Raw genomic sequence first — 19868 nt, 5'->3', positions numbered from 1 at the left:
TCACTGGTTGAGAGCTGCCGCGCGGGCGGCCACGACGAGCTGGCCGAGCGCCAGTCCGCCGTCGTTGGGCGGGATCTCCCGATGGCGCAGCACGGTGAATCCGTCGGCGCGCAGGCCGCGGGCGCAGGCGGAGGAGAGCACCGTGTTGGCGAAGACTCCGCCGGTCAGGGCCACCGTCCGCAGGCCGGTCTCCTCGCGGGCCGCCGCGCACACCGTCCGCACCAGGCGGGCGACGGCGTGGTGGAACCGGGCCGCGACGACGGCCGCGGGGGTGCCCCGTCGTACGTCCTCCACCACGGCGGCCAGCAGGGGCGCGGGGTCGGCGAGGAGCGGGGTGCCGTCGTCCCGCCTGCGGCCGGCCGTCAGGTGGAAGGTGTGGCGCGGGTCCTCGCCGGTGTCGTCCCCGGCGAGGACGGCCGCCGCCTCCAGCTCGATGGCGGCCTGCGCCTCGTAGCCGGCGTGGTGGCAGACACCGGCCAGTGACGAGACGGCGTCGAAGAGCCGGCCCATGCTGGAGGTCGGCACGCAGTTCAGCCCGGTCTTCAACTGCTGTTGCAGCAGTACGAGTTCATCGGGCGGGCAGGCCGCGGTGCACGGCAGGCCGGGTCCGGCGGCGAGGCCCGCCGCGTGCAGGTGCGCCAGCGCCATGCGGTAGGGACGTCGTACCGCCGCGTCGCCCCCGGGCAGCGGCACGTGGGCGAGGTGCGCGAAGCGGCGGAAGCCGTCGTACCCCGCGAGCAGGAACTCGCCGCCCCACACGGCGCCGTCGTCCCCGTGCCCGGTGCCGTCGAAGGCGACGCCGATCACCCTCTCCCCCTCGGGCACACCGTGCTCGGCCAGGACCGAGGCGATGTGCGCGTGGTGGTGCTGGACCCGGAGCACCGGGCGGCCCCCGGCGTGCCGTCGCGCCCAGGACGCCGACCGGTACGCCGGATGCGTGTCGGTGACCAGCACCTCCGGGCGGACGCCGGTGACCGACTCCAGTTGCCGTGCCGCCCGGCCGAGCGCCCGCTGGGTGGACAGGTCGTCCATGTCGCCGATGTGGGCGGAGAGCCAGGCTCGGTCGCCCTGCCCGAGGCAGAAGACGTTCTTCAGGTCGCCGCCGACGGCGAGCGCCGGGGCCACCGGGACGGGCAGCGTCACCGGCAGCGGGGCGTAGCCGCGGGAGCGGCGCAGGACCAGCGGCTCGCCGTCGCAGACGCGGACGACGGAGTCGTCGCACGGCACGTGGATCGCGCGGTCGTGGGTGAGCCAGGCGTCGGCCAGCCCGGCCAGCCGCTCCAGGGCCTCGTCGTCGTCGGTGACGATGGGTTCTCCGGAGAGGTTGCCGCTCGTCATCACCAGCAGCCGCGGCGCGTCGCCCGGGCCGTCCGGGTCGGTCGTCCCGAGCAGCAGATGGTGCACGGGCGTGTACGGCAGCATGACGCCGAGGTCGGGGCTGCCCGGCGCGACACCGTCGGCGGGCAGCGGGGCGCCCGGTGCGGGACGGACATCCGTACGCCGCCGCATCAGGACCACGGGGCGGACCGCGCCGGTGAGCAACTGCCGTTCCACCGGGCCGAGGTGCACGAGGTGTTCGATGTCCGGGACGTCCCGGGCCATCACCGCGAACGGCTTGGCGCCCCGGGCCTTGCGGCGGCGCAGCTCGGCGACCGCCTCCGGGCGGGTGGCGTCGCAGGCGAGGTGGTAGCCGCCGATGCCCTTCACCGCGAGGACGGCACCGGCGGAGAGCAGCGCGCGAGCCGCGGCGACGGGGTCGGCCCCGGATGCCGAGCCGTCCGGGGCGACGGCGTCCCGGCCGTCCGCCGTGACGAGCCGCAGCCGTGGTCCGCACGCGGGACAGGCCACGGGCTGTGCGTGGAAGCGGCGGTCGGCGGGATCCCGGTACTCGCGGTCGCAGTCGGCGCACAGGGGGAAGCCCGCCATCGTCGTCTGCGCACGGTCGTAGGGCAGGCCGGTGACGATGGTGAAGCGCGGCCCGCAGTGCGTGCAGGTGATGAAGGGGTGGCGGTGGCGCCGGTCGGCGGGGTCGGCGAGTTCGGCCAGGCAGTCGCGGCAGGTCGCGGTGTCGGGTGCCACGAGGGTGCGGACCCGGCCGCCGGCGCCGGAGGGGACGATGCTGAACCCGCGTTCCTCGGTGGCGGGTACCTCGGTCGTCTCCACCGAGTCGACCACCGCGAGGGGCGGTGCGCCGGGTGCGAGCCTGGCGCAGAAGAGGTCGACGTCCCCCGTCGGCCCCTCGACCTCCACCAGGACGCCGTCACCGGTGTTGGTCACGTGCCCGGCCAGCCGCAGGTCCGTGGCGAGCCCGTACACGAACGGGCGGAAGCCCACGCCCTGCACCACGCCGCGTACGACGACACGGGCCCGCCGTGCCGGTGGGTCCCCCTTCGGTGGTGCGCCGGTGCCGGGCGTGGTGCTCACACCTGTGCCCGGTCCATCACCGGGGCGTGGACCGCGTCTCCGCCGGCCGCGGCGAGCGCCCGGTCGACGAGCACACCGGCGCCCTCACCGGTGCGCACGGAGCTGAGGACGACGTCGACACCGGGGTTGACCTGCTGCACGTTGGCTCGGAAGGCGGCCTCGTCGAACTCGGCCGGTCCGGCCAGGTCGGACTTGGTGACGATGACGAGCTGGGCGAGGCCGAACGCGGTGGGGTACTTGAGCGGCTTGTCCTCGCCCTCGGTGACGGAGGCGAGGACGACTCGCAGGGACTCGCCCAGGTCGTAGGAGGCGGGGCAGACGAGGTTGCCCACGTTCTCCACGAAGAGCAGGCGGGTGTCCTCGGGCAGCCAGTCGTGCAGGTGCCCGGCGAGCATGTCCGCCTCCAGGTGGCACAGCCCGTCGGTGAGCACCTGCTTGACCGGTACGCCGGCCCGGGCCAGGCGGTTGGCGTCGTTCTCGGTGGCGAGGTCCGCGGTGAGGGCCGCGACGGCGACGCCGCGCTCCCGGGCCAGCCGCAGCTCACGCTCCAGCAGGGCCGTCTTCCCGCTGCCCGGGCTGGACAGGAGGTTGATCACCGTCGTGCCCCGGGCGGTGAGTTCGGTGCGCAGGATGCCGGCCGCCATCGTGTTCTTGGCGAGCACGGCCTGCCGGAGGTCGACTGTGCGGCACATCGTCAGTTCTCCTCGGGGTGCGTTACGGGGGTGGTGGTGACGGGTGTCCCGTCCGCCCAGCCCACCTCGGTGATGGTCAGTTCGCGGCCCGACAGCAGCTCGGTGGCGGCCCCGCGGCAGTGGGCGCACACCAGGTCCGGGGGCATTCCCGTGTCCCAGGTCCGCGCGCAGGGGGTGCAGCCCGCCCGGCCGGGGATGGTCCGGGTGCGGAGTTCGCAGCCCTCCAGGACCGTGCCGGCACAGGCGAGTTCGAAGCAGAAGGCGAGCGCGTCGGGGACCACTCCGGCCAGTTCGCCGATGTCGACGCTCACCTGTCGCACCCCGTGGGCGCCGCGGGCGTGCGCGGCCTGTTCGACCTGGTCCACGACGGACATCGCGACGGACATCTCGTGCATCGCCACTCCGTCCTGGGCGGGGGATGACCGGCGCCGCTCATTGGTTGCGCCGCTCATTAGAGGAGGCTCGCCGGTGCCGGACCGACCGGCGCGCCGGGGCGGAACGGACGCGTAGCCCGTTCGGTGCAGGTGCTGCCGGGCGGCGTCACATCCTGCGGATGCGCAGGTACCGCCGGACGTCGGGCCAGAAGCTCGCGACGGCCACCGCCAGGGCGGTCGCGGTGAGGGAGGCGGCGGCACCGCCGACGAAACGCTTGTTCATGGGGTTCTCCGTTCTCGGTTCCGGGGGGCTTCGTGCGGCGGCGCGTCAGACGACCGCGGTGTCGCGGATCAGTTCGCCGGTCATCCGCGCCGCCTCGGGCACGGCCGCGGCGACCCGCGGGCTGAGGCCGATGCCCTCCTCGACGGTCTGCGGTTCGCAGCCGACGACCAGGGTCCGGCGCGGCGGCCGCGCGCCGGTGCCCGCGCACAGGGTGTCCAGCAGGGCCAGTACGGCATCGGGCGACATCCGGTGGCCGTCCAGGGCGGGAGCGTCGGGTGCCCGGCGGGCGCCCGAGGCGTCGATCACGTACAGCGTGCCCGGCTCGCCGCCCCGCGCGGTCGCGTCGAGCAGGATGAGCGTGTCGTACCCGTCGAGGAGCTGGTAGGCGAGGTGGACGCCGCGGATGCCGATGTCGGTGACCTCGACGCCGTCGGGGAGGTCCTGGCGGGCCAGGACGCGGGCCGCCTCGACGCCGAAGCCGTCGTCGCCGAGGAAGATGTTGCCCACCCCGGCGACCAGGGTGCGGGGGCGGGCGGGTCCGGTGCCGGTGGTCATACGGCCTCCTCGGTGTCCGCGACGTCCACCTCGTCGGGCTGGAAGTAGAGGTAGCGGCCCTGTTCCCGGCGGATGTCGGCGCCGGGGTCGTCCTCGACGGTGACCGCGATGTGCACGCCCCCGTCGACGTCGTGGAGGACGGCCTCCACCAGGGCACGCCGCCCGCTGAGGAACAGGTCCTGGGCGTCGGTGTGCCGCAGCCGGGGCCGCAGTACGACGCGGCTGCCGGCCCGCACGTGGTGGCCGTCGACGAGGACGTGGTCGGTGGCCGGGTCCACGGAGTCGTCGGCGCCCGGGTCCCACCAGGGGGTGTCGGGCCGTACGCCGCCCGGCCCCGCGGCGCTCGGATCGGGCGGGGGCCCGCCGAACACCGGTACACCGTCGGGCGGCGGGGGCGCGCCGGGGGTCGTGATCTCGCGCAGCCCGCGGACCGCTCCGTGCAGCCGTTCCAGCACCTCGGCGGGCATGGAGTCGGCGAGGTCGATCACCGCGGCGGCCCGGTCGTCGGTGCCGCGGGCCTCGCGCTTCTCCTCGTCGGTGAGGGCGGCGGTGCGCAGGGCGAGGATCTCGTCGATCTCCGTGGCGTCGTACAGGGCCCCGGGGCTCTCGGGGGCGATGGCCGGGTGGTCCTCCAGGATGATCGGTGAGGACAGCACCAGGTCGGCGGTGCCGGGTTCGCCCGCGAGTACGGGCCAGGTCTGCAGGTTGCGGCACTGGGCGACGGCGCCCTTGGCCCACTCCGGCGGGTCCGTCAGCGACAGGAAGCGTCCGGCGTCCAGGCTCAGCAGCGTGTGGGCGGCGACCAGGGACCTGGCCAGGGCGGTGTCGCGGGTGGTGTCCTCGTCCGGCGCCCAGTCGCTGGTGTTTTCCAGGACCACGCGGAGGCGCTGGGTGGTGTACGGGCCGTCCAGGTCGTCCGCCGACAGGCGCAGCCGGGCGCTGATCTCCTCGCGGCGGCGCAGCAGCCGGCCCACGGTCCGCCCGGCGGCGTCGGTCACCGGCTCGGTCTCCTCTCCGGCCGGCCGGGTGACGGGGACGACGACTCCGGCGCCCGCGAGCGCGTCCACGGCGACGGTGAGCCGGACCTGTTCCTCGTGCCCCTCGTCCCAGGGGACCAGGACCCGGTCGTCCAGGCGCAGTTCGGGTACGGTCTCGAAGCCGCCGTCCGGCAGGGCCCGCTGGACGGTGCGCCGCCCGGCGTGCAGGAACCGCACCTCGACGGCGAGGCTCGCGCCCTTGCGGGGTTCCATCAGCAGCTCGGTGTGCTGGAAGTCGTGCTCCTCGGCGGCCGAGGTCCAGGCCGGGGGTACGAGGACGCCGAACTGCCAGCGCAGCCGGTTCTTGGCGGCCGAGGCGCGGTAGGGGTAGAGCACGTACCCCTCGAACAGCACGGCGTCGGCGACCTGGCGGGCGACGGCCAGCCGGGTCTCGGTCGCGGAGGTGAACGTGGTCGTGGTCACGGTGTCCTCTCCCCCGCCGCCCGCAGGAGCTGGTCGACGGTGGCTTCCCAGGAGGGCAGCGCCTGCCGCGACCGGTAGTCGAGCAGCGCGTCCATGGCGTCCCGGGGCAGGCGCAGCCAGCCGGAGCCGGGGAAGTGCTGCTCGACCATCTCCCGCCAGGTCTTCACCGGCATCCGGAACGCGGCCTCCTTGTCCCAGGGGACGGGTTCGACGTGGAAGCCGCGGGCCCCGGTGAAGGCGGTGCCGGAGAACAGCATCAGCAGGGGCACCTCGCCCTCCTCCAGGGCGTTGAAGTAGCGGGTGGAGGCGATGTCCATGTCGTAGGTGCAGGGCACCACCAGGTCGGTCTCGGTCTCGCCGGTGAACCCCTGGACCATCACCGGTACTTGGGCGAACTGCACGGGGTTGAGGCTGCTGCCCCAGCGGGAGCGCTCGCCGAAGAGGTCGCCCAGGGCCCGGGCCTCGCCGTCGCCGTAGCCGCGGCGGGCCGGCTCGATGCGGATCTGGCAGCGCAGCGCCAGCGCGTGCACGCGGGTGCCGGGGGACGCGGTGACCCGCAGCCGGAAGACGAGCGTGGGACCCGCGGCGTATGGGTCGGCGCGCACCCCGGTGCAGGTGAAGTCGAACGCGGTCACGGGCGGTCCCCTCGGTGGTCGCGGGCCCGCTCGCGGACGTGGGTGAAGAAGGCCTCCAGGTCGGCACGCGCCTCCGCGCCCCCGTCGAAGCCCTGCCACCGCAGCCGCATGCGGCCCACCAGCTCGTAGCAGATGTCGACGGGGACCAGGTAGCACTCGACGCGGTCCTGGTGTTTGCGCAGCAGCAGCGCCTCCACGTCGGGTTCGAGGAGGCCGGCCAGGGAGGAGGCGGCGAGCACCGACTGCCAGGACTCCGGCTCCAGTTCGCTCTCGGTCGCGCCGGCCGGGCTGGGGTAGAGGGCGACCAGCCGGTCCAGCGCGGAGTTGCGGAAGAAGAAGGCGACGGAGACGGGGATGCGCAGGCGTTCCCACGCCTGCTCGTCGACTTGGTGCCCGGGGTCGCTCAGGTAGCGTCCGGGGACCGTACGGAAGCGGCCGGTGGTCCCGCCGGAGCGGTCCAGCAACTGGGCGCAGGGGTCGCAGGCACAGGCCAGCGCCCGCTTCTCGGTGTCGACCAGATGCCGGTGCCGGGTGTCGGCCAACGGCAGCGCGCACAGCTCGCACCGCTCCTCCCGGGGCGGGCGGGGCGCCGTGAACCGGCGCAGTCCGCGGGGCCCGGCATCGTGGCGGCCGCCCGTCCCCCGCCGTTCCGCGGTGACCGCGTCCGGCCGGGGCGCGGTCACCGGGTCGTCCGGGCCGGTGGGCGGCCGCCGGCCCCGGTGGCCTCCGGGGGTCCCGCGCCGATCTGGAGCAGGACCGGTTCCCCTGCCGTGTCGTCCTCCAGGACGACCTTGGTGACCTCGGGGGCCAGGCAGGCGAGCGCGTCGCGGGCCGACTCCTCGACGGCGTCACGGGAGCCGCCGCAGCCGCAGCCGCCGGACGCGACCGGGCGCAGGCGCAGTTCGCCGGTGGCCGGGTCGAAGCCGGTGTTCTCCACGGGTTGCGGGAGGCCCTCCAGGGCGCGGGCGATGCGGGTGGCGGCGTCGTGCGGGTGCAGTCCGTGCAGGACCAGCAGGCTCGCGACGAGGTCGTCGGCGAGCAGGGCGTCCAGGGCGCCGGCGGCCGGACGGCCGGGTTCGCGGCCGAGCAGTTCGACGGTGCGGGCGAACCCGGCGCCGTAGAACTCCATGAGGACGCGCACCAGTTCGTCGGCGGCCTCGCACGCCGTGCGGTCACCGGAGGCGGCGAGCCGGTCGAGGATCTCCTCGACCCGCTGGCCGGCCGACTCCGCGTCGAGTGCGCCGTGCGCGCCGCTCATCCGGCCAGGCCGCTCAGTCCGGTGGGCACGTGCATGGACTTCACCGTCCGGCCGTCACCGACGTACATGTGGACTCCGCACGGCAGACAGGGGTCGAAGCTGCGTACGGCGCGCATGATGTCGATGCCCTTGAAGTTCTCCGGGGAGTTCTCCTCGAAGATCGGCGTGTTCTGCACGGCGTCCTCGTACGGGCCGGGGGTGCCGAACGTGTCGCGGGTGGAGGCGTTCCACGGGGTCGGCGGGTACGGGTGGTAGTTGGCGATCTTGCCGTCCCGGATGACCATGTGGTGCGAGAGCACGCCGCGCACCGCCTCGGTGAAACCGACCCCGATGGACTCCTCGGGCACCTCGAACTTCTCCCAGGTCTGGGTGCGTCCGGCGCGGACCTCGGCGAGGCCCATCTCCGCGCAGTGCAGGGCGACGGCGGCGGCGTAGGCCTGGAAGTAGGTGCGGGCGCGGTTGCGCTCCAGCGCGTTGCTCCACTTCGGGATCTTCCACTCGAAGGTGGTCTCCGGCTTGGTGAGCGTGCGCGGCAGGTTGATGACGACGCTGTGGCCGGTGGCCTTGACGTAGCCGATGTCGACGAGGCCCGACAGCGCGGTGGACCAGAGGCGGGCGATGGGACCCCCGCCGGTGTCCAGTGCCAGGTGGTCCTTGCCGTCGAACCAGCGCGGTGACATCACCCAGCTGTACTTGTCGTCGAAGTTCCGCTTCTGCGGCGCCGGGATGGTGTGCTGGTTCCACGGGTGGCGGGGGTCGACCGGGTTGCCGAGCGGGTCGTGGGTGACGAACTGCTCCTGGCCCTCCCAGTCCTCGTAGTACGAGGAGCCCAGCAGGATGCGGATGCCGAGGTTGATGTCGGTGAGGTCGTTGGTGACGAGCTTGCCGTCCACGATGACACCCGGGGTGACGAACATGCGCCGCCCCCAGTCCGACATGTTGGCGTACGTGAAGTCGCAGTACTCGGGGTCGTTGAGGGCGCCCCAGCAGCCGAGCAGGACGCGCCGGCGGCCGACCTCCTCGTAGCCGGGCAGGGCCTCGTAGAAGAAGTCGAAGAGGTCGTCGTGGAGCGGCACGACCCGCTTCATGAACTCCACGTAGCGCATGAGCCGGGACATGTAGTCGGTGAAGAGCTGGACCGAGCCGATGGTGCCGACGCCGCCCGGGTAGAGGGTGGAGGGGTGCACGTGGCGGCCCTCCATCAGGCAGAACATCTCGCGGGTGTACCGGCTGACCTGGAGCGCCTCGCGGTAGAACTCGCCCTCCAGCGGGTTGAGCGAGCGCATGATGTCGGCGATGGTGCGGTAGCCGTGCTCGGCGGCGTGCGGCGCCTCGGTGCGTTCGGCGAGTTCGAGGACGCCGGGGTTGGTCTCGCGGACCATCTTCTCGCAGTAGTCGACCCCGACCAGGTTCTCCTGGAAGATGTTGTGGTCGAACATGTACTCCGCGGCCTCGCCGAGGTTGATGATCCACTCGCCGAGGTGCGGCGGCTTCACGCCGTACGCCATGTTCTGCGCGTACACCGAGCAGGTGGCGTGGTTGTCGCCGCAGATGCCGCAGATGCGACTGGTGATGAAGTGCGCGTCCCGCGGGTCCTTGCCGCGCATGAAGACGCTGTAGCCGCGGAAGACCGACGAAGTGCTGTAGCACTCGGCGACCCGCTTCTGCTTGAAGTCGATCTTCGTGTGGATGCCGAGGCTGCCCACGATCCGGGTGATCGGGTCCCACGCCATCTCCACCAGACCGGTGCCGTCACCGGCCGTCGTCGAGGTCGCCATGGTGTCTGTGCTGCCCTTCGTTCGGTTGGGGTCTGCGGGAGAGGGTGCGGGATGTCACCACGGCGGCCGGTAGCCGGTGGTGATCTCGCGGCCGGTGTGCCGCCACTTGGGCTCCTTGTCCACCGTCCGGGCCGTGATGGTCCGCAGCCTGCGGATCACGGCGCCGTACGCGCCGCTCGCGGTGGAGGAGAGCTTGCCGCCGGGCGGCTCGTCCATGAACGGCATGAACTTGTCGGGGAAGCCGGGCATGGTGCAGGCGATGCAGATGCCGCCCACGTTGGGACAGCCGCCGATGCCGTTCATCCAGCCGCGCTTGGGCACGTTGCACTTCACGACGGGGCCCCAGCAGCCCAGCTTCACCAGGCACTTGGGCGAGTCGTAGGACTCGGCGAACTGGCCCTGCTCGTAGTAGCCGGCCCGGTCGCAGCCCTCGTGGACGGTGGCCCCGAACAGCCAGGTCGGGCGGAGCTTGTCGTCCAGCGGGATCATCGGCGCCGAACCCGCGGCCTGGTAGAGCAGGTAGGTGAGGGTCTCGGCGAAGTTGTCGGGCTGGATGGGGCAGCCGGGCACGCAGACGATCGGGATGCCGGCCTGCGACTTCCAGTCCCAGCCCAGGTAGTCGGGCACGCCCATCGCGCCGGTCGGGTTCCCGGCCATCGCGTGGATGCCGCCGTACGTGGCGCAGGTGCCGATCGCGACCACGGCCAGCGCCTTCGGGGCGAGCCGGTCGATCCACTCGGACGTGGTGATGGGCTGGCCGGTCTCCGGGTTGTCGCCGAAGCCGCACCAGTAGCCCTCCTGCTTGATCGACTCGTTCGGGATCGAGCCCTCGACCACGAGGACGAAGGGGTCGATCTCGCCGCGCTCGCCCTTGAAGAACCACTCGATGAACGTGTCCGAGCCGCCGACCGGTCCGCACTCGAAGTCGATGAGCGGCCAGTGCACGGCGATCTTCGGCAGGCCCGGCAGGGCCCCGAGGGCGATCTCCTCGATGCTGGGCTGCATGGCGGCCGTCAGGGCGACCGAGTCGCCGTCGCAACTCAGGCCGGCGTTGATCCAGAGGATGTGGATCGGTTTCTCGTCCGTGCCGACCGCGGCGGAGTCCGGTTCCGCGCCCGTGGCCGGGGGTGCTGCGTTCATCACTGCCTCCCGGGGAGGAAAACGGCGAAGCCGACGGAATCGGCCTTTGTCCTGGCTAAGAGTCGGCCAGCTCCGCCGACCTCGCACCCGTAGACGGCGGCCGCTCCGGCGCCGGCTCCTTGCGGACGAACGCCCGCCGCAGCGCGTGGTAAGGGGCTTCGGGGTCGAAGAAGATCTTGTGCATGCGGTCGAGTTCACGCTCACGGACCGCCGCCAGTGGTGCGACGGCCTCCCGGCGCTCGTGCTCGGCCTTCTTCGCGGCGAGGCGGGTCTGGGCCCCGGGAGCGGCCGACCAGCGTTCGGCCAGTCGGGTGACCTCGTCGGTGAAGCGGGCGGGAGCGCACTCGACCACCCGGTCGACCAGGCCGGTCTCCCGGGCCCGGCGGGCGCTGACCGGGAGCGCCTCACGGGTCAGCCGTTCCGCCATGGCGGCGCCCACCCGGCGCGGCAGGCTGTACGTCCAGTACTCGGAGCCGGTCAGGCCCATGCGCCGGTAGTGCGGGTTGAGCACGGAGCCGGAGCGGCACCACACCTCGTCGCCGGCCAGCGCCAGCATGACCCCGCCGGCCGCCGCGTTGCCGCCGATCGCGCTGACGACGAGCCGGTCGGTGGTGGTCAGGACGGCCTCGACGAGGTCGTTCATCGCGTTGATGTTGGCCCAGGACTCGGCGGCCGGATCGGGCGCCGCCTCGATGACGCCGAGGTGGATGCCGTTGGAGAAGAAGTCGCGGGCGCCGCCCAGCACCAGCACGGAGGTCGGCCGGTCGCACGCCGCGCGGTAGGCGGCGAGCAGGCGCCGGCAGTGGTCGGCGGACAGGGCGCCGCCGGGGAACGAGAAGGACAGCACGCCCACCGCCCCCTCCTCCCGGTACCGGATGTCCGACCAGCCGTCGTCGTCCGCCGACGGCAGTACGGGCGCCGGGGCCTCCCGCAGTCCGGCGGGCAGCCCGGTCGGCACTCCGGCCGCCAGGGCGAGCGTGGCCGGCAGCTTGCAGGCACGCGGGGCACCGGCGCCGGTGCGGGCCCGCAGCTCGGGAAGCCACACCGCGCCGTCCACCGTGGCCCGGCAGACCGCGCCCGCCCGGGTGGCGAGCAGGTCGCCGGGGCGTCCGCGCAGCCGCGGCTCGGGATGGCCGCCGTGCAGGAACCACTCCCGGCCGAGCACCTCGTCCAGGACGCCGGGCTGGGAGTCGGCGGCGCGCAGTTTGCGCAGGACGGTCGCGGTCGGATCGGCGGCCCAGTCGATGCGGCGGGCTCCCTGGCGCATCGGGGGCCGGGTCCGGGCACCGGGCACGCTCGGCAGTGTGCCCTGGTCGAGTGGCGTGTACGTGCCGGACGCGAACCGGTCGACGGCGGTCAGTACGGCGTCCAGGGCGGCGTCGGCCAGCTCGTTGCGGTACAGGTCGCTCTTGCCGACCCGTGGCGCCGGGCAGCTCGCCGTCGCCCACACGGGACCCGCGTCCATCTCCTCCTCGGCCTGGAGGACGGTCACGCCCCAGGCGCCGGCACCCTCGTGGACGGCCCAGTCCAGGGAGGAGGGCCCACGGTCGCCGACGGGCCCGGGGTGCACGATCAGGCACGTTCTGCTCGTCCAGACCGCGCGGGGCACGACGGTCTTGAGCATGGGGGCCACGATCAGGTCGGGTGCGTGCCGGTCGACGGCCGCGCTCACGTCGTTCCCGCGGGGTGTCACCTCGGCGTGCACGGCGTGCCCGCGGTCCCGCAGCTCGGCGTGCACGCGCTGGGTCAGGCTGTTGTAGGCGCTGGCGATGAGCAGGATGCGCATGGCGACCCTTCCGAGGGTGCGTCGGGCGTCGGTGCTGTGGGCGTCCGGCTGCCTGCGATGGTCGGACAGACGGGCCCCCGAACGTCGACACCAGCCCCGCACCTCACCCGCACGGGTGACGCTTCCGGCCACATGGCAGGGCTCCGACCGAGGGACACGAAAGTGCCGCCCATACGGACAAGTGGGACACTTGAAGTGTTCTGGGCACGGACGGACGTGCCCTCCCGCGAGCGCACAGGCAGGTCGGCACATGCCCGAGGAACGCAAGTCGTCGAAATCGTCGGACGGTCACGGAACCAGCCGTCATCAGGGTCGCGAGCAGCACGGCTGGTCGCCGGACGTCGACGAGACGCGGCAGCAGCAGGACAATCCGAGCGCCCGCCGCTCCTTCCACGCCGAGAAGCACGCGCCGGAGCGCGGAGCGGGCCGGAAGACCTCGAAGGAGGAGCGCACGCCGGTCTCCGGCGATGTCGCCCCCGACAACGCCCGGCGGGGCGAGAAGCGCGGCGGCAAACCGGAGAAGGGCATGCGGGACACCGGCGCCCGGGGCCGCTCCGGGCGCCCGAGCGGCACGAAGGACGACTCCGCCTTCACTGGAGTCGACGCGGACGAGCCCAAGGGCAAGCGCCGGCCCGGCTGATCCCGCCGCTGCCGCCGACACGCGCGTGATCATGTAGGACGTGCTCGGAACGTACTGCTGTATTGATGTCCGGACGACCGGCTCCCACCAGCCGTCCGAAGGGCAGAGCGTTCCATGCCGTCATCACGTTCCCGCACGCGTGCGCGCACCCCCTGGTTCGCCCTCGCGGCGCTGTCCGCCCTGGCCGTGTCCCCCCTGCCGGCCCACGCCCGGTCCGAGAACCGGGCACCGGAGTTCGAGGAGCGGGTCCTCTTCCAGGCGGCCACCGACCCGGGCGGCTACGCCTGCTTCCGCATCCCGGCGATCGTGCGGACGACGGACGGCACCCTGCTCGCCTTCGCCGAGGGCCGCGTCCTGAACTGCGGGGACGCCGCCGACATCGACATCGTCCTCAAGCGCTCCACCGACGGCGGACGCACCTGGGGCCCGCTCCAGGTCGTCAACGACGGCGGCGGCGACACGCACGGCAACCCGGCGCCGGTCGTCGACCGCGCCACCGGCCGCATCCTGCTGACCGAGACCTACAACGCCGGCCGCACCGACGCCGCCAACTGCGCGATCCCCTGCGCCCGCACGCCCCACCTCCAGTACAGCGACGACGACGGCCGCACCTGGTCCGCGCCCCGCGACCTGAGCCCGGAGATCCTGCCGGCCGGCTGGAACTCCTGGTACGCCACCGGCCCCGTGCACGGCGTCCAGCTCACCGGCGGCGCCCACCCCGGGCGGCTCGTCGTCGGCGTCAACGCCGAGACCTGGGACGGCGACCGGGTCACCGCCAACCACGCGGCGCTCGTGGTCAGCGACGACGGCGGCGAGCACTGGAGGGTCGGCGCCACCGACACCTGGCCCGTCGCCGCCGACGGCACCTTCCGGCAGAAGCCCTCCGAACTGACCCTCACCGAGCGCGCCGACGGAGCGCTCCTGGTCAGCGGCCGGGAGGAGCGGGGCACCGACCTCGGCCACCGCACCCAGGCCGTCAGCCGGGACGGCGGCGACAGCTTCGAGGCCCCCTTCCGCACCCTGCCCGACCTGTACACCCCGCAGGTGCAGGGGGCCCTGCTCCGCCTGGGCGACCGGATGCTGCTCTCCGCCCCCGCCGATCCCGACCGCCGCCGCACGATGTCGGTCCGCTCCTCCTACGACTCCGGCGCGACCTGGGACAGCGTGGACCGCGGCACGGTCGTCACCCGGGACTGGTCCGGCTACTCCGACATGGTGGCCGTCGACGACACGACGGTGGGCCTCCTGTACGAGGCCGGGACGGTCGACGCCCGCGACGAGATCCGCTTCGCCCGCTTCACCGAGGACTGGCTGCGGCCGCGCCGGGCCACCGATCCCACCACCCCGGACCTCGCCCCCGGCGCGGCGCCCGCGACGGTGCTCGGCGGTGCCGGGACGACGTCCGGCGCGGTGGGCGGCGCGCTCTCCTTCGACGGTGCCGACGACGCCGTACGGCTGCCGTTCGACGAGCGGCTGCCGCTGGGGGCCGGGGACTTCACGGCGTCGCTGCGGTTCCGGTACGCGGCGGCCGACGGGGAGCAGCCGCTGCTGTGGATGGGCGGCGTCGGGACCTCGCAGCCGCAGGTGTGGCTGCGGGCGGAGCCCGGCAACGGGCGGGTGCAGGGGCTGATCACCGCGCGCGACGGCTCGGCGGCCCCCCGCTCGGCGTGGGTGCGCACCGCCGGCGCGCTCAACGACGGGCGCTGGCACCACCTGGCGCTGCGCCGTGGCGGAGGCCGGCTCGCGCTGTTCGTGGACGGCGCGGCGGTCGGCGAGACGGCGGCCGTGCCCGGGTCGGTCGGCCGCGACTCGCCGTTCGGCGTGCACGTCGGCGAGCGCGTGGACGGCCGGGCCCGCCTGACCGGCGCCATCGACGACGTGCACGTGTGGAACCGGGCGCTGACCGACGAGGAGATCGCCGCCGGGGACCCGCCCCCGGCCGTCGGGAACACCGACCCCCACCTCCCCTTGCCCCCGGGGGCGGGGGGGGGGGGGGGGGGCTGCGCGGCCCCGGGGGGGCGCCCCCCCCGCGGCCGGTGCGCACCGGGGCGGGCACGGACGCGGCGGTGTCGTCGCCGGGGGCGGGCACCTCCGGGTCGTGCGAGCGGCGCTTGGCGATGACCGCGCACACCATGAGCTGCATCTGGTGGAAGAGCATCAGGGGCAGCACGGCCAGCGAGGCGTGGGCGCCGAACAGGACGCTCGCCATGGGCAGTCCGGCGGCGAGCGACTTCTTCGACCCCGCGAACTGGATCGCGATCCGGTCCTCCCGGCCGAAGCCGAGCCCCTTCGCCCCGTACCAGGTCAGCAGCAGCATCACGGCGAGCAGTACCGCCTCCACGGCCAGCAGCCCGGCCAGCCGGACGGGGCTCACCTGATGCCAGATGCCCTGGACCATGCCCTCGCTGAACGCGGTGTAGACGACGAGCAGGATCGAACCGCGGTCGACGAGCTGGAGGACCTTCTTGTGCCGGGCGACGAAGCCCCCGATCCACCGGCGCAGCACCTGCCCGGCGGCGAACGGCACCAGCAGTTGCAGCACGATCTCCAGCACCGAGTCGGCGGAGAACCCGCCCCCGCCGCTGCCGAGCAGGGCCGCGGCCAGCAGCGGCGTGACGACGATGCCCACCAGCGAGGAGAAGGAGCCGGCGCAGATCGCGGCGGGCACGTTGCCGCGGGCGATGGAAGTGAAGGCGATCGAGGACTGGATGGTGGAGGGGACCAGGGTGAGGAAGAGCAGGCCCTGGTAGAGGGGGTCGGTCAGGAAGACGGGCACGAGTCCGCGCGACGCCAGCCCGAGCAGCGGGAAGACTACGAAGGTGCAGGCCAGCACGGTGACGTGGAGCCGCCAGTGGCGTACTCCGTCCATCGCCTCACGGGTGGAGAGCCGGGCGCCGTAGAGGAAGAAGAGGAACGCGATCGCGGCGGTGGAGGCCCCGGAGGCGACGTCCGCGCCCGTGCCGCGGGCCGGCAGCAGCGCCGCGAGGCCCACCGTCCCGAGCAGCAGCAGGATGTACGGGTCGATCGGCATCCAACGGGGCCATCGCAGGCGTTTCACGGTGCTCCACTTGCTTGTTCACGGTCGTTCGGGGGCTCGCGTCCGGAGGCTCACGGGTCCCCGCTCCATCCTGCTCGCCCGCCCTGCGATCGGGAATCCGGTATACCGCTCTGACTGTCATCACGTACCGCGATAACCTGGTGGCGTGTACGACCCCTCCCACCTGCGTACGTTCCTGTCGGTGGCCCAGACGCTGAGCTTCACGCAGGCCGCCCGGCGGCTCGGGCTGCGTCAGTCGACCGTGAGCCAGCACGTGCGACGGCTGGAGGACGCCACGGGGCGTCAGCTGTTCAGCCGCGACACGCACTCGGTGGAGCTGACGGAGGACGGGGAGGCCATGCTCGGGTTCGCCCGCCGGATCCTGGAGGTGCACGAGCAGGCCACTGCCTTCTTCACCGGCACCCGGCTGCGCGGGCGGCTCCGGTTCGGGGCCTCGGAGGACTTCGTGCTGACCCGGCTGCCGGAGATCCTGGAGGGCTTCCGGCACGACCATCCCGAGGTCGACCTGGAGCTGACGGTGGAGCTGTCGGGCACGCTGCACCAGCAGTTGGCCGACGGGGAGCTGGACCTGGTGCTCGCCAAGCGGCGGCCCGAGGACCCGCGGGGCGAGCCGGTCTGGAGCGACCGGCTGGTGTGGATCGGCGCGGAGCGGCTGCGCCTCGACCCCGACCGTCCGGTGCCGCTGATCGTCTATCCGCCGCCGGGCATCACCCGGGCGCTCGCGCTGGAGGCCCTTCAGCGGCAGGGCCGGGAGTGGCACGTCGCGTGCACCAGCGGCAGCCTCAACGGCCTGATCGCGGCCGCCCGCGCGGGCCTGGGCGTGATGGCGCACTCGCGCGGGCTCGTCCCGCCCGGCCTGGTACGCGTCCCGGACCGGGCCGGACTGCCCGAGCTGGGCCGCGTCGACTTCGTGCTGGTGCACGGCCGGCGCCGGCCCTCCGCGCAGGGCGCGGCGGACGCGCTGGCGGCGGCGGTCCTCGCGGGCGGCGACCGGCTGCACCGGCCTCAGCGGGCGGGGCTCGGATAGGTGAGCTGCTTGACCCGGCGCAGGAAGGGCGACGCCTCCACGTGCTGGACGCCCTCCAGGCGGCCGAGCGGGCCGCTGAGGTAGGCGTAGAGGTCGGCGGTGTTGCGGACGACCGCCGTGGCGATGATGTTGGAGGGGCCGGCGGTGGCGGCGGCGTGGGCGATCTCGTCGTGCGCGGCTAGGGCCTGGCCGACCCGGTGGAGGGCGGCCGGGCTGGTGGTGATCCACAGGACGGCGGCGGTGGGGTAGCCGAGGATCTCGGAGTGGTACTCCACGTCGACGTAGACGGCCCCGGAGGCGAACAGCGCGGCGAGGCGGCGCTTGACGGCGGACTCGGAACGCCCGGTGGCCCGCTGGAGCTCCGGGTGGGTGGCGCGCCCGTCGCGTTCCAGGACGGCCAGCAGGGGCTCGTCCTCGGGCTCGATGCGGGCCGGTTCCCGTGCCGCCGGGTCGTGCCGGGGGCGCAGAGCCGCGACCTCGTCGTCACTGAGCACGGCGAACTTGCGGAGCCAGCCGCTGGGTCCGCCGTAGAAGCGGTGCAGCATCTGGTGGGCGTGGATCTCCAGGACGCGCGGGGTGCGCGGCAGCTTGCCGAGCAGCAGGTCGTCCCGGTCCCCCGCGCTGCGCGGGCGGGTACCGAAGATGACCTCCGTGCCGCCCGCCGCCAGCCCGATCCAGCTGGTGTCGGGCCGCTTGGCGAGGGCGTCCGCGATGGCCGGGGCGCTGTCGGGGACGCAGCGCAGCCGCAGCGTCCAGTGGTCCTGGCCGAGCCGCTGGGCGTCCCGCACGGCGACCACCCGCAGCCCGCCCTCGGCGCACAGCCTGCGGTAGCGGCGGGCGACGGTCTGGTCGGAGACGCCGAGGACCGCCCCGATGCGGCTGAAGGAGGCGCGGCCGTTGACCTCCAGCGCGTCGAGGACGCGCAGGTCCAGCTCGTCGAAGGTGTCGGATTCCATCCGCATGACCGCTGCTCCCGTCGGATTTCGTCGGCCGGACGCCGAGGACCGGCGCGATCGGCCGGGCGCGCCTCATCGTACGGAGGCACGGGAAGTCGTCGCACACAGGGAGAAGACGGAATGCGTACATGGGGGCCGCTGACGGCGGTGTGCCTCGGGACGTTCATGCTGCTGCTGGACGTGACGATCGCGGTCGTCGCGCTGCCGGACATGGCCCGGGGGCTGCACGCGTCGCTGAGCGATCTGCAGTGGGTGATGGACGGTTACGCGCTGGCACTGGCGGCGCTGCTGCTCGGCATGGGGGCCGCGGCCGACGTGCTGGGGCGGCGCCGGGTGCACGTGGCGGGCGTGGTGCTGTTCGCGGCGGCGTCGCTGCTGTGCGGGCTGGCCACCGGGCCGGGGATGCTGGTCGCCGCCCGCGGACTGCAGGGCGTGGGCGCGGCGGCGATGTTCGCCACCACGCTGCCGCTGCTCGGCTCGGTGTACCAGGGGCGCCGGCGGTCGATGGCGCTCGGGGTGTGGGGCGCGGTCAGCGGTGCCGCGGCGGCCGTGGGGCCGGTGCTCGGCGGGCTGCTCACGGACGGTCCGGGCTGGCGGTGGATCTTCTGGGTGAACCTGCCGGTGAGCGTGGCGGCGGTCTGGCTGACGCTGCGCGTGGTGCCCGAGTCGCGCGGTGCGCGCGGCCGCCGCGTGGACTGGGCGGGTACGGCCGCGTTCGCGGCGTTCGCGGGTGCGGTGACCTACGGGGCGGTGCGGGCCGGGTCGCACGGCTGGACGGAGGCGGGCACCCTCGTCTCCTTCGGCCTCGCGGCGGCGGCGCTGGGCGGCTTCGTCGCCGTCGAGCGCCGGGTCGCCGATCCGCTGCTCGACCCGCGGCTGTTCCTGCGGCCCGCGTTCTCGGGCGTGATGCTGGGCGCGCTGGCCTTCAACGCGGCGGCGTTCGGCGTCATGGCGTACACCTCCATCTGGCTGCAGACGCTGCTCGGGATGAGCCCGGTGCGGGGCGGGCTGGTGTTCGTGTGGCTGTCGCTGGCGTCGTTCGTGGTGGCCGCGGCGGGCGGGCGGCTGCTGCACGGGGTGCCCGCGCGGTTCACCATCGGGGGCGGGCTGCTGCTGATCGCGGCGGGGCAGTTCGCCATGGCGTTCCTGGACGCCTCGTCCGGCGCGTCCGCCCTGGTGCCGGGGCTGCTGCTGGTGGGCGTCGGTACGGGTCTGGTGTCGCCGGGTATCGCGGGCGCGGCGCTGGCGGCGGTGCCGGCGGAGCGGGCCGGGATGGCGGGCGGCGCGGTCAACACCTTCCGGCAGCTCGGGTACGCGCTCGGCATCGCCGTGTTCGGCACGGTGCTGACCTCACGGATGACGGACACGCTGCCGCACGACGCGGCGCACGGTCTGGCGGGCGGTGCGGCGAACGCCCTGGAGGGCGTGTTCGGTGCGCACGCGCTGCGGGCCGCGTTCGCCTCCGGGCTGAACGCCGCGGCGCTGACCGCAGGCACGGTCGCGGCGGTCGCCGGAGTACTGGTGCTCGTGCTGGTGCGGGCCGGCCGGGAGAGCCGCGACACCCGCGTGACGGCCGCCGCGGCACCGGCCGCGGAGAAGGAGCCGGCGACACCGTACCGGCGGTAAGTGGGTCGTACAGATTCGGTGGAGATTACGGCACCGAAACTTACTCAACCGTCAGGAAACTGTCCGACCCTTCCCCATGTGAGCGCATTTTCTCTCGCTGACCAGCGCGAACATGAGCCCTGTTCGATTTTGGCACCCCTCCCGCCCCTCTCCGGGGTGGGGTAGCTTTCACCGCG

The 19868-nt window shown here is 73.8% G+C and carries 17 protein-coding genes and 1 pseudogene; 4 read left to right on the top strand and 14 right to left on the bottom strand.

Translation table 11 applies throughout. The annotated features are described in order from the left end of the window. The 12 genes from hypF to ACFC1X_RS02210 form a co-directional block, all read right to left on the bottom strand. On the bottom strand, positions 1–2424 hold the full coding sequence (gene hypF / locus ACFC1X_RS02265) for a carbamoyltransferase HypF (RefSeq protein WP_376348002.1): 2424 nt from the start codon (positions 2422–2424) through the stop codon (positions 1–3). After that, positions 2421–3116, bottom strand: coding sequence for a hydrogenase nickel incorporation protein HypB (gene hypB / locus ACFC1X_RS02260; RefSeq protein ID WP_376348001.1), 696 nt, complete (start codon positions 3114–3116; stop codon positions 2421–2423). The genes hypF and hypB overlap by 4 nt, the downstream gene beginning before the upstream one ends. A 2-nt stretch (positions 3117–3118) precedes the next feature. Further along, a complete protein-coding gene (locus ACFC1X_RS02255) occupies positions 3119–3511 on the bottom strand; it encodes a hydrogenase maturation nickel metallochaperone HypA (protein WP_376348519.1) in 393 nt (130 codons plus the stop codon). 145 nt (positions 3512–3656) lie between these two features. Beyond that, positions 3657–3773 (bottom strand): DUF6893 family small protein, encoded by a 117-nt coding sequence (locus tag ACFC1X_RS02250; RefSeq protein ID WP_373463032.1) that lies wholly within the window; start codon positions 3771–3773, stop codon positions 3657–3659. Positions 3774–3818: 45 nt separating this feature from the next. Continuing rightward, the gene (locus ACFC1X_RS02245; RefSeq protein WP_376347999.1) at positions 3819–4328 is read right to left on the bottom strand and encodes a hydrogenase maturation protease; all 510 of its coding nucleotides are present in this window, start codon (positions 4326–4328) and stop codon (positions 3819–3821) included. Beyond that, complete coding sequence (locus tag ACFC1X_RS02240; protein WP_376347997.1) at positions 4325–5788, bottom strand: hypothetical protein; 1464 nt, start codon at positions 5786–5788, stop codon at positions 4325–4327. Before ACFC1X_RS02240 ends, ACFC1X_RS02245 begins: the two co-directional genes overlap by 4 nt. Continuing rightward, complete coding sequence (locus ACFC1X_RS02235) at positions 5785–6423, bottom strand: DUF6084 family protein (protein ID WP_376347995.1); 639 nt, start codon at positions 6421–6423, stop codon at positions 5785–5787. The genes ACFC1X_RS02240 and ACFC1X_RS02235 overlap by 4 nt, the downstream gene beginning before the upstream one ends. After that, positions 6420–7028 carry a DUF5947 family protein gene (locus tag ACFC1X_RS02230; protein WP_376348517.1) on the bottom strand — a complete coding sequence of 203 codons (609 nt, stop codon included), beginning with the start codon at positions 7026–7028 and terminating at the stop codon, positions 6420–6422. Before ACFC1X_RS02230 ends, ACFC1X_RS02235 begins: the two co-directional genes overlap by 4 nt. Positions 7029–7102: 74 nt before the next feature. After that, entirely contained in the window at positions 7103–7681 is a 579-nt protein-coding gene (locus tag ACFC1X_RS02225; RefSeq protein WP_376347993.1) for a hypothetical protein, read from the bottom strand. After that, on the bottom strand, positions 7678–9459 hold the full coding sequence (locus tag ACFC1X_RS02220) for a nickel-dependent hydrogenase large subunit (RefSeq protein ID WP_376347991.1): 1782 nt from the start codon (positions 9457–9459) through the stop codon (positions 7678–7680). Before ACFC1X_RS02220 ends, ACFC1X_RS02225 begins: the two co-directional genes overlap by 4 nt. Positions 9460–9513: 54 nt before the next feature. Continuing rightward, positions 9514–10599 (bottom strand): hydrogenase expression protein HypE, encoded by a 1086-nt coding sequence (locus ACFC1X_RS02215; RefSeq protein WP_122618983.1) that lies wholly within the window; start codon positions 10597–10599, stop codon positions 9514–9516. A gap of 55 nt (positions 10600–10654) precedes the next feature. After that, positions 10655–12385 carry a hydrogenase maturation protein gene (locus ACFC1X_RS02210; RefSeq protein WP_376347989.1) on the bottom strand — a complete coding sequence of 577 codons (1731 nt, stop codon included), beginning with the start codon at positions 12383–12385 and terminating at the stop codon, positions 10655–10657. A 250-nt stretch (positions 12386–12635) separates the two neighbouring features. Between ACFC1X_RS02210 and ACFC1X_RS02205 the strand changes: the two genes are divergently transcribed. Together ACFC1X_RS02205 and ACFC1X_RS02200 are read left to right on the top strand one after the other, a co-directional pair. Then, positions 12636–13025: a hypothetical protein gene (locus ACFC1X_RS02205; protein WP_376347987.1), complete on the top strand. Its 390-nt coding sequence runs from the start codon at positions 12636–12638 to the stop codon at positions 13023–13025. Positions 13026–13139: 114 nt separating this feature from the next. Then, positions 13140–15146: an exo-alpha-sialidase gene (locus ACFC1X_RS02200; protein ID WP_376347985.1), complete on the top strand. Its 2007-nt coding sequence runs from the start codon at positions 13140–13142 to the stop codon at positions 15144–15146. Here the strand turns inward: ACFC1X_RS02200 and ACFC1X_RS02195 are convergent. Continuing rightward, a pseudogene (locus ACFC1X_RS02195) lies at positions 15046–16056 on the bottom strand (bile acid:sodium symporter family protein); the annotation flags it as partial. The gene ACFC1X_RS02200 and the pseudogene ACFC1X_RS02195 overlap by 101 nt on opposite strands. 172 nt (positions 16057–16228) lie before the next feature. Here ACFC1X_RS02195 and ACFC1X_RS02190 point away from each other — a divergent pair. Continuing rightward, complete coding sequence (locus ACFC1X_RS02190) at positions 16229–17110, top strand: LysR substrate-binding domain-containing protein (protein ID WP_376347983.1); 882 nt, start codon at positions 16229–16231, stop codon at positions 17108–17110. Here the strand turns inward: ACFC1X_RS02190 and ACFC1X_RS02185 are convergent. Further along, positions 17089–18072: an Lrp/AsnC family transcriptional regulator gene (locus tag ACFC1X_RS02185; protein WP_376347981.1), complete on the bottom strand. Its 984-nt coding sequence runs from the start codon at positions 18070–18072 to the stop codon at positions 17089–17091. The two genes, ACFC1X_RS02190 and ACFC1X_RS02185, sit on opposite strands and share 22 nt — an antisense overlap. Positions 18073–18186: 114 nt before the next feature. Here ACFC1X_RS02185 and ACFC1X_RS02180 point away from each other — a divergent pair, with 114 nt between their 5' ends. Beyond that, the gene (locus ACFC1X_RS02180; protein ID WP_376347979.1) at positions 18187–19692 is read left to right on the top strand and encodes an MFS transporter; all 1506 of its coding nucleotides are present in this window, start codon (positions 18187–18189) and stop codon (positions 19690–19692) included. The last annotated feature ends 176 nt before the right edge of the window (positions 19693–19868 follow it).

This window comes from Streptomyces sp. NPDC056128 (assembly GCF_042263835.1).
Taxonomy (GTDB): domain Bacteria; phylum Actinomycetota; class Actinomycetes; order Streptomycetales; family Streptomycetaceae; genus Streptomyces.
This window is presented reverse-complemented; position numbering and strand designations above follow the sequence as displayed.

What these genes read in the sequence shown, in the direction of transcription:
- hypB (WP_376348001.1), bottom strand. Translation starts at nt 3,116, where the DNA reads ATGTGCCGCACAGTCGACCTCCGGCAGGCCGTGCTCGCCAAGAACACG.
- ACFC1X_RS02220 (WP_376347991.1), bottom strand. Translation starts at nt 9,459, where the DNA reads ATGGCGACCTCGACGACGGCCGGTGACGGCACCGGTCTGGTGGAGATG.
- ACFC1X_RS02250 (WP_373463032.1), bottom strand. Translation starts at nt 3,773, where the DNA reads ATGAACAAGCGTTTCGTCGGCGGTGCCGCCGCCTCCCTCACCGCGACC.
- ACFC1X_RS02225 (WP_376347993.1), bottom strand. Translation starts at nt 7,681, where the DNA reads ATGAGCGGCGCGCACGGCGCACTCGACGCGGAGTCGGCCGGCCAGCGG.
- ACFC1X_RS02255 (WP_376348519.1), bottom strand. Translation starts at nt 3,511, where the DNA reads ATGCACGAGATGTCCGTCGCGATGTCCGTCGTGGACCAGGTCGAACAG.
- ACFC1X_RS02245 (WP_376347999.1), bottom strand. Translation starts at nt 4,328, where the DNA reads ATGACCACCGGCACCGGACCCGCCCGCCCCCGCACCCTGGTCGCCGGG.
- ACFC1X_RS02205 (WP_376347987.1), top strand. Translation starts at nt 12,636, where the DNA reads ATGCCCGAGGAACGCAAGTCGTCGAAATCGTCGGACGGTCACGGAACC.
- ACFC1X_RS02180 (WP_376347979.1), top strand. Translation starts at nt 18,187, where the DNA reads ATGCGTACATGGGGGCCGCTGACGGCGGTGTGCCTCGGGACGTTCATG.
- ACFC1X_RS02185 (WP_376347981.1), bottom strand. Translation starts at nt 18,072, where the DNA reads ATGCGGATGGAATCCGACACCTTCGACGAGCTGGACCTGCGCGTCCTC.
- ACFC1X_RS02210 (WP_376347989.1), bottom strand. Translation starts at nt 12,385, where the DNA reads ATGCGCATCCTGCTCATCGCCAGCGCCTACAACAGCCTGACCCAGCGC.
- ACFC1X_RS02215 (WP_122618983.1), bottom strand. Translation starts at nt 10,599, where the DNA reads ATGAACGCAGCACCCCCGGCCACGGGCGCGGAACCGGACTCCGCCGCG.
- ACFC1X_RS02200 (WP_376347985.1), top strand. Translation starts at nt 13,140, where the DNA reads ATGCCGTCATCACGTTCCCGCACGCGTGCGCGCACCCCCTGGTTCGCC.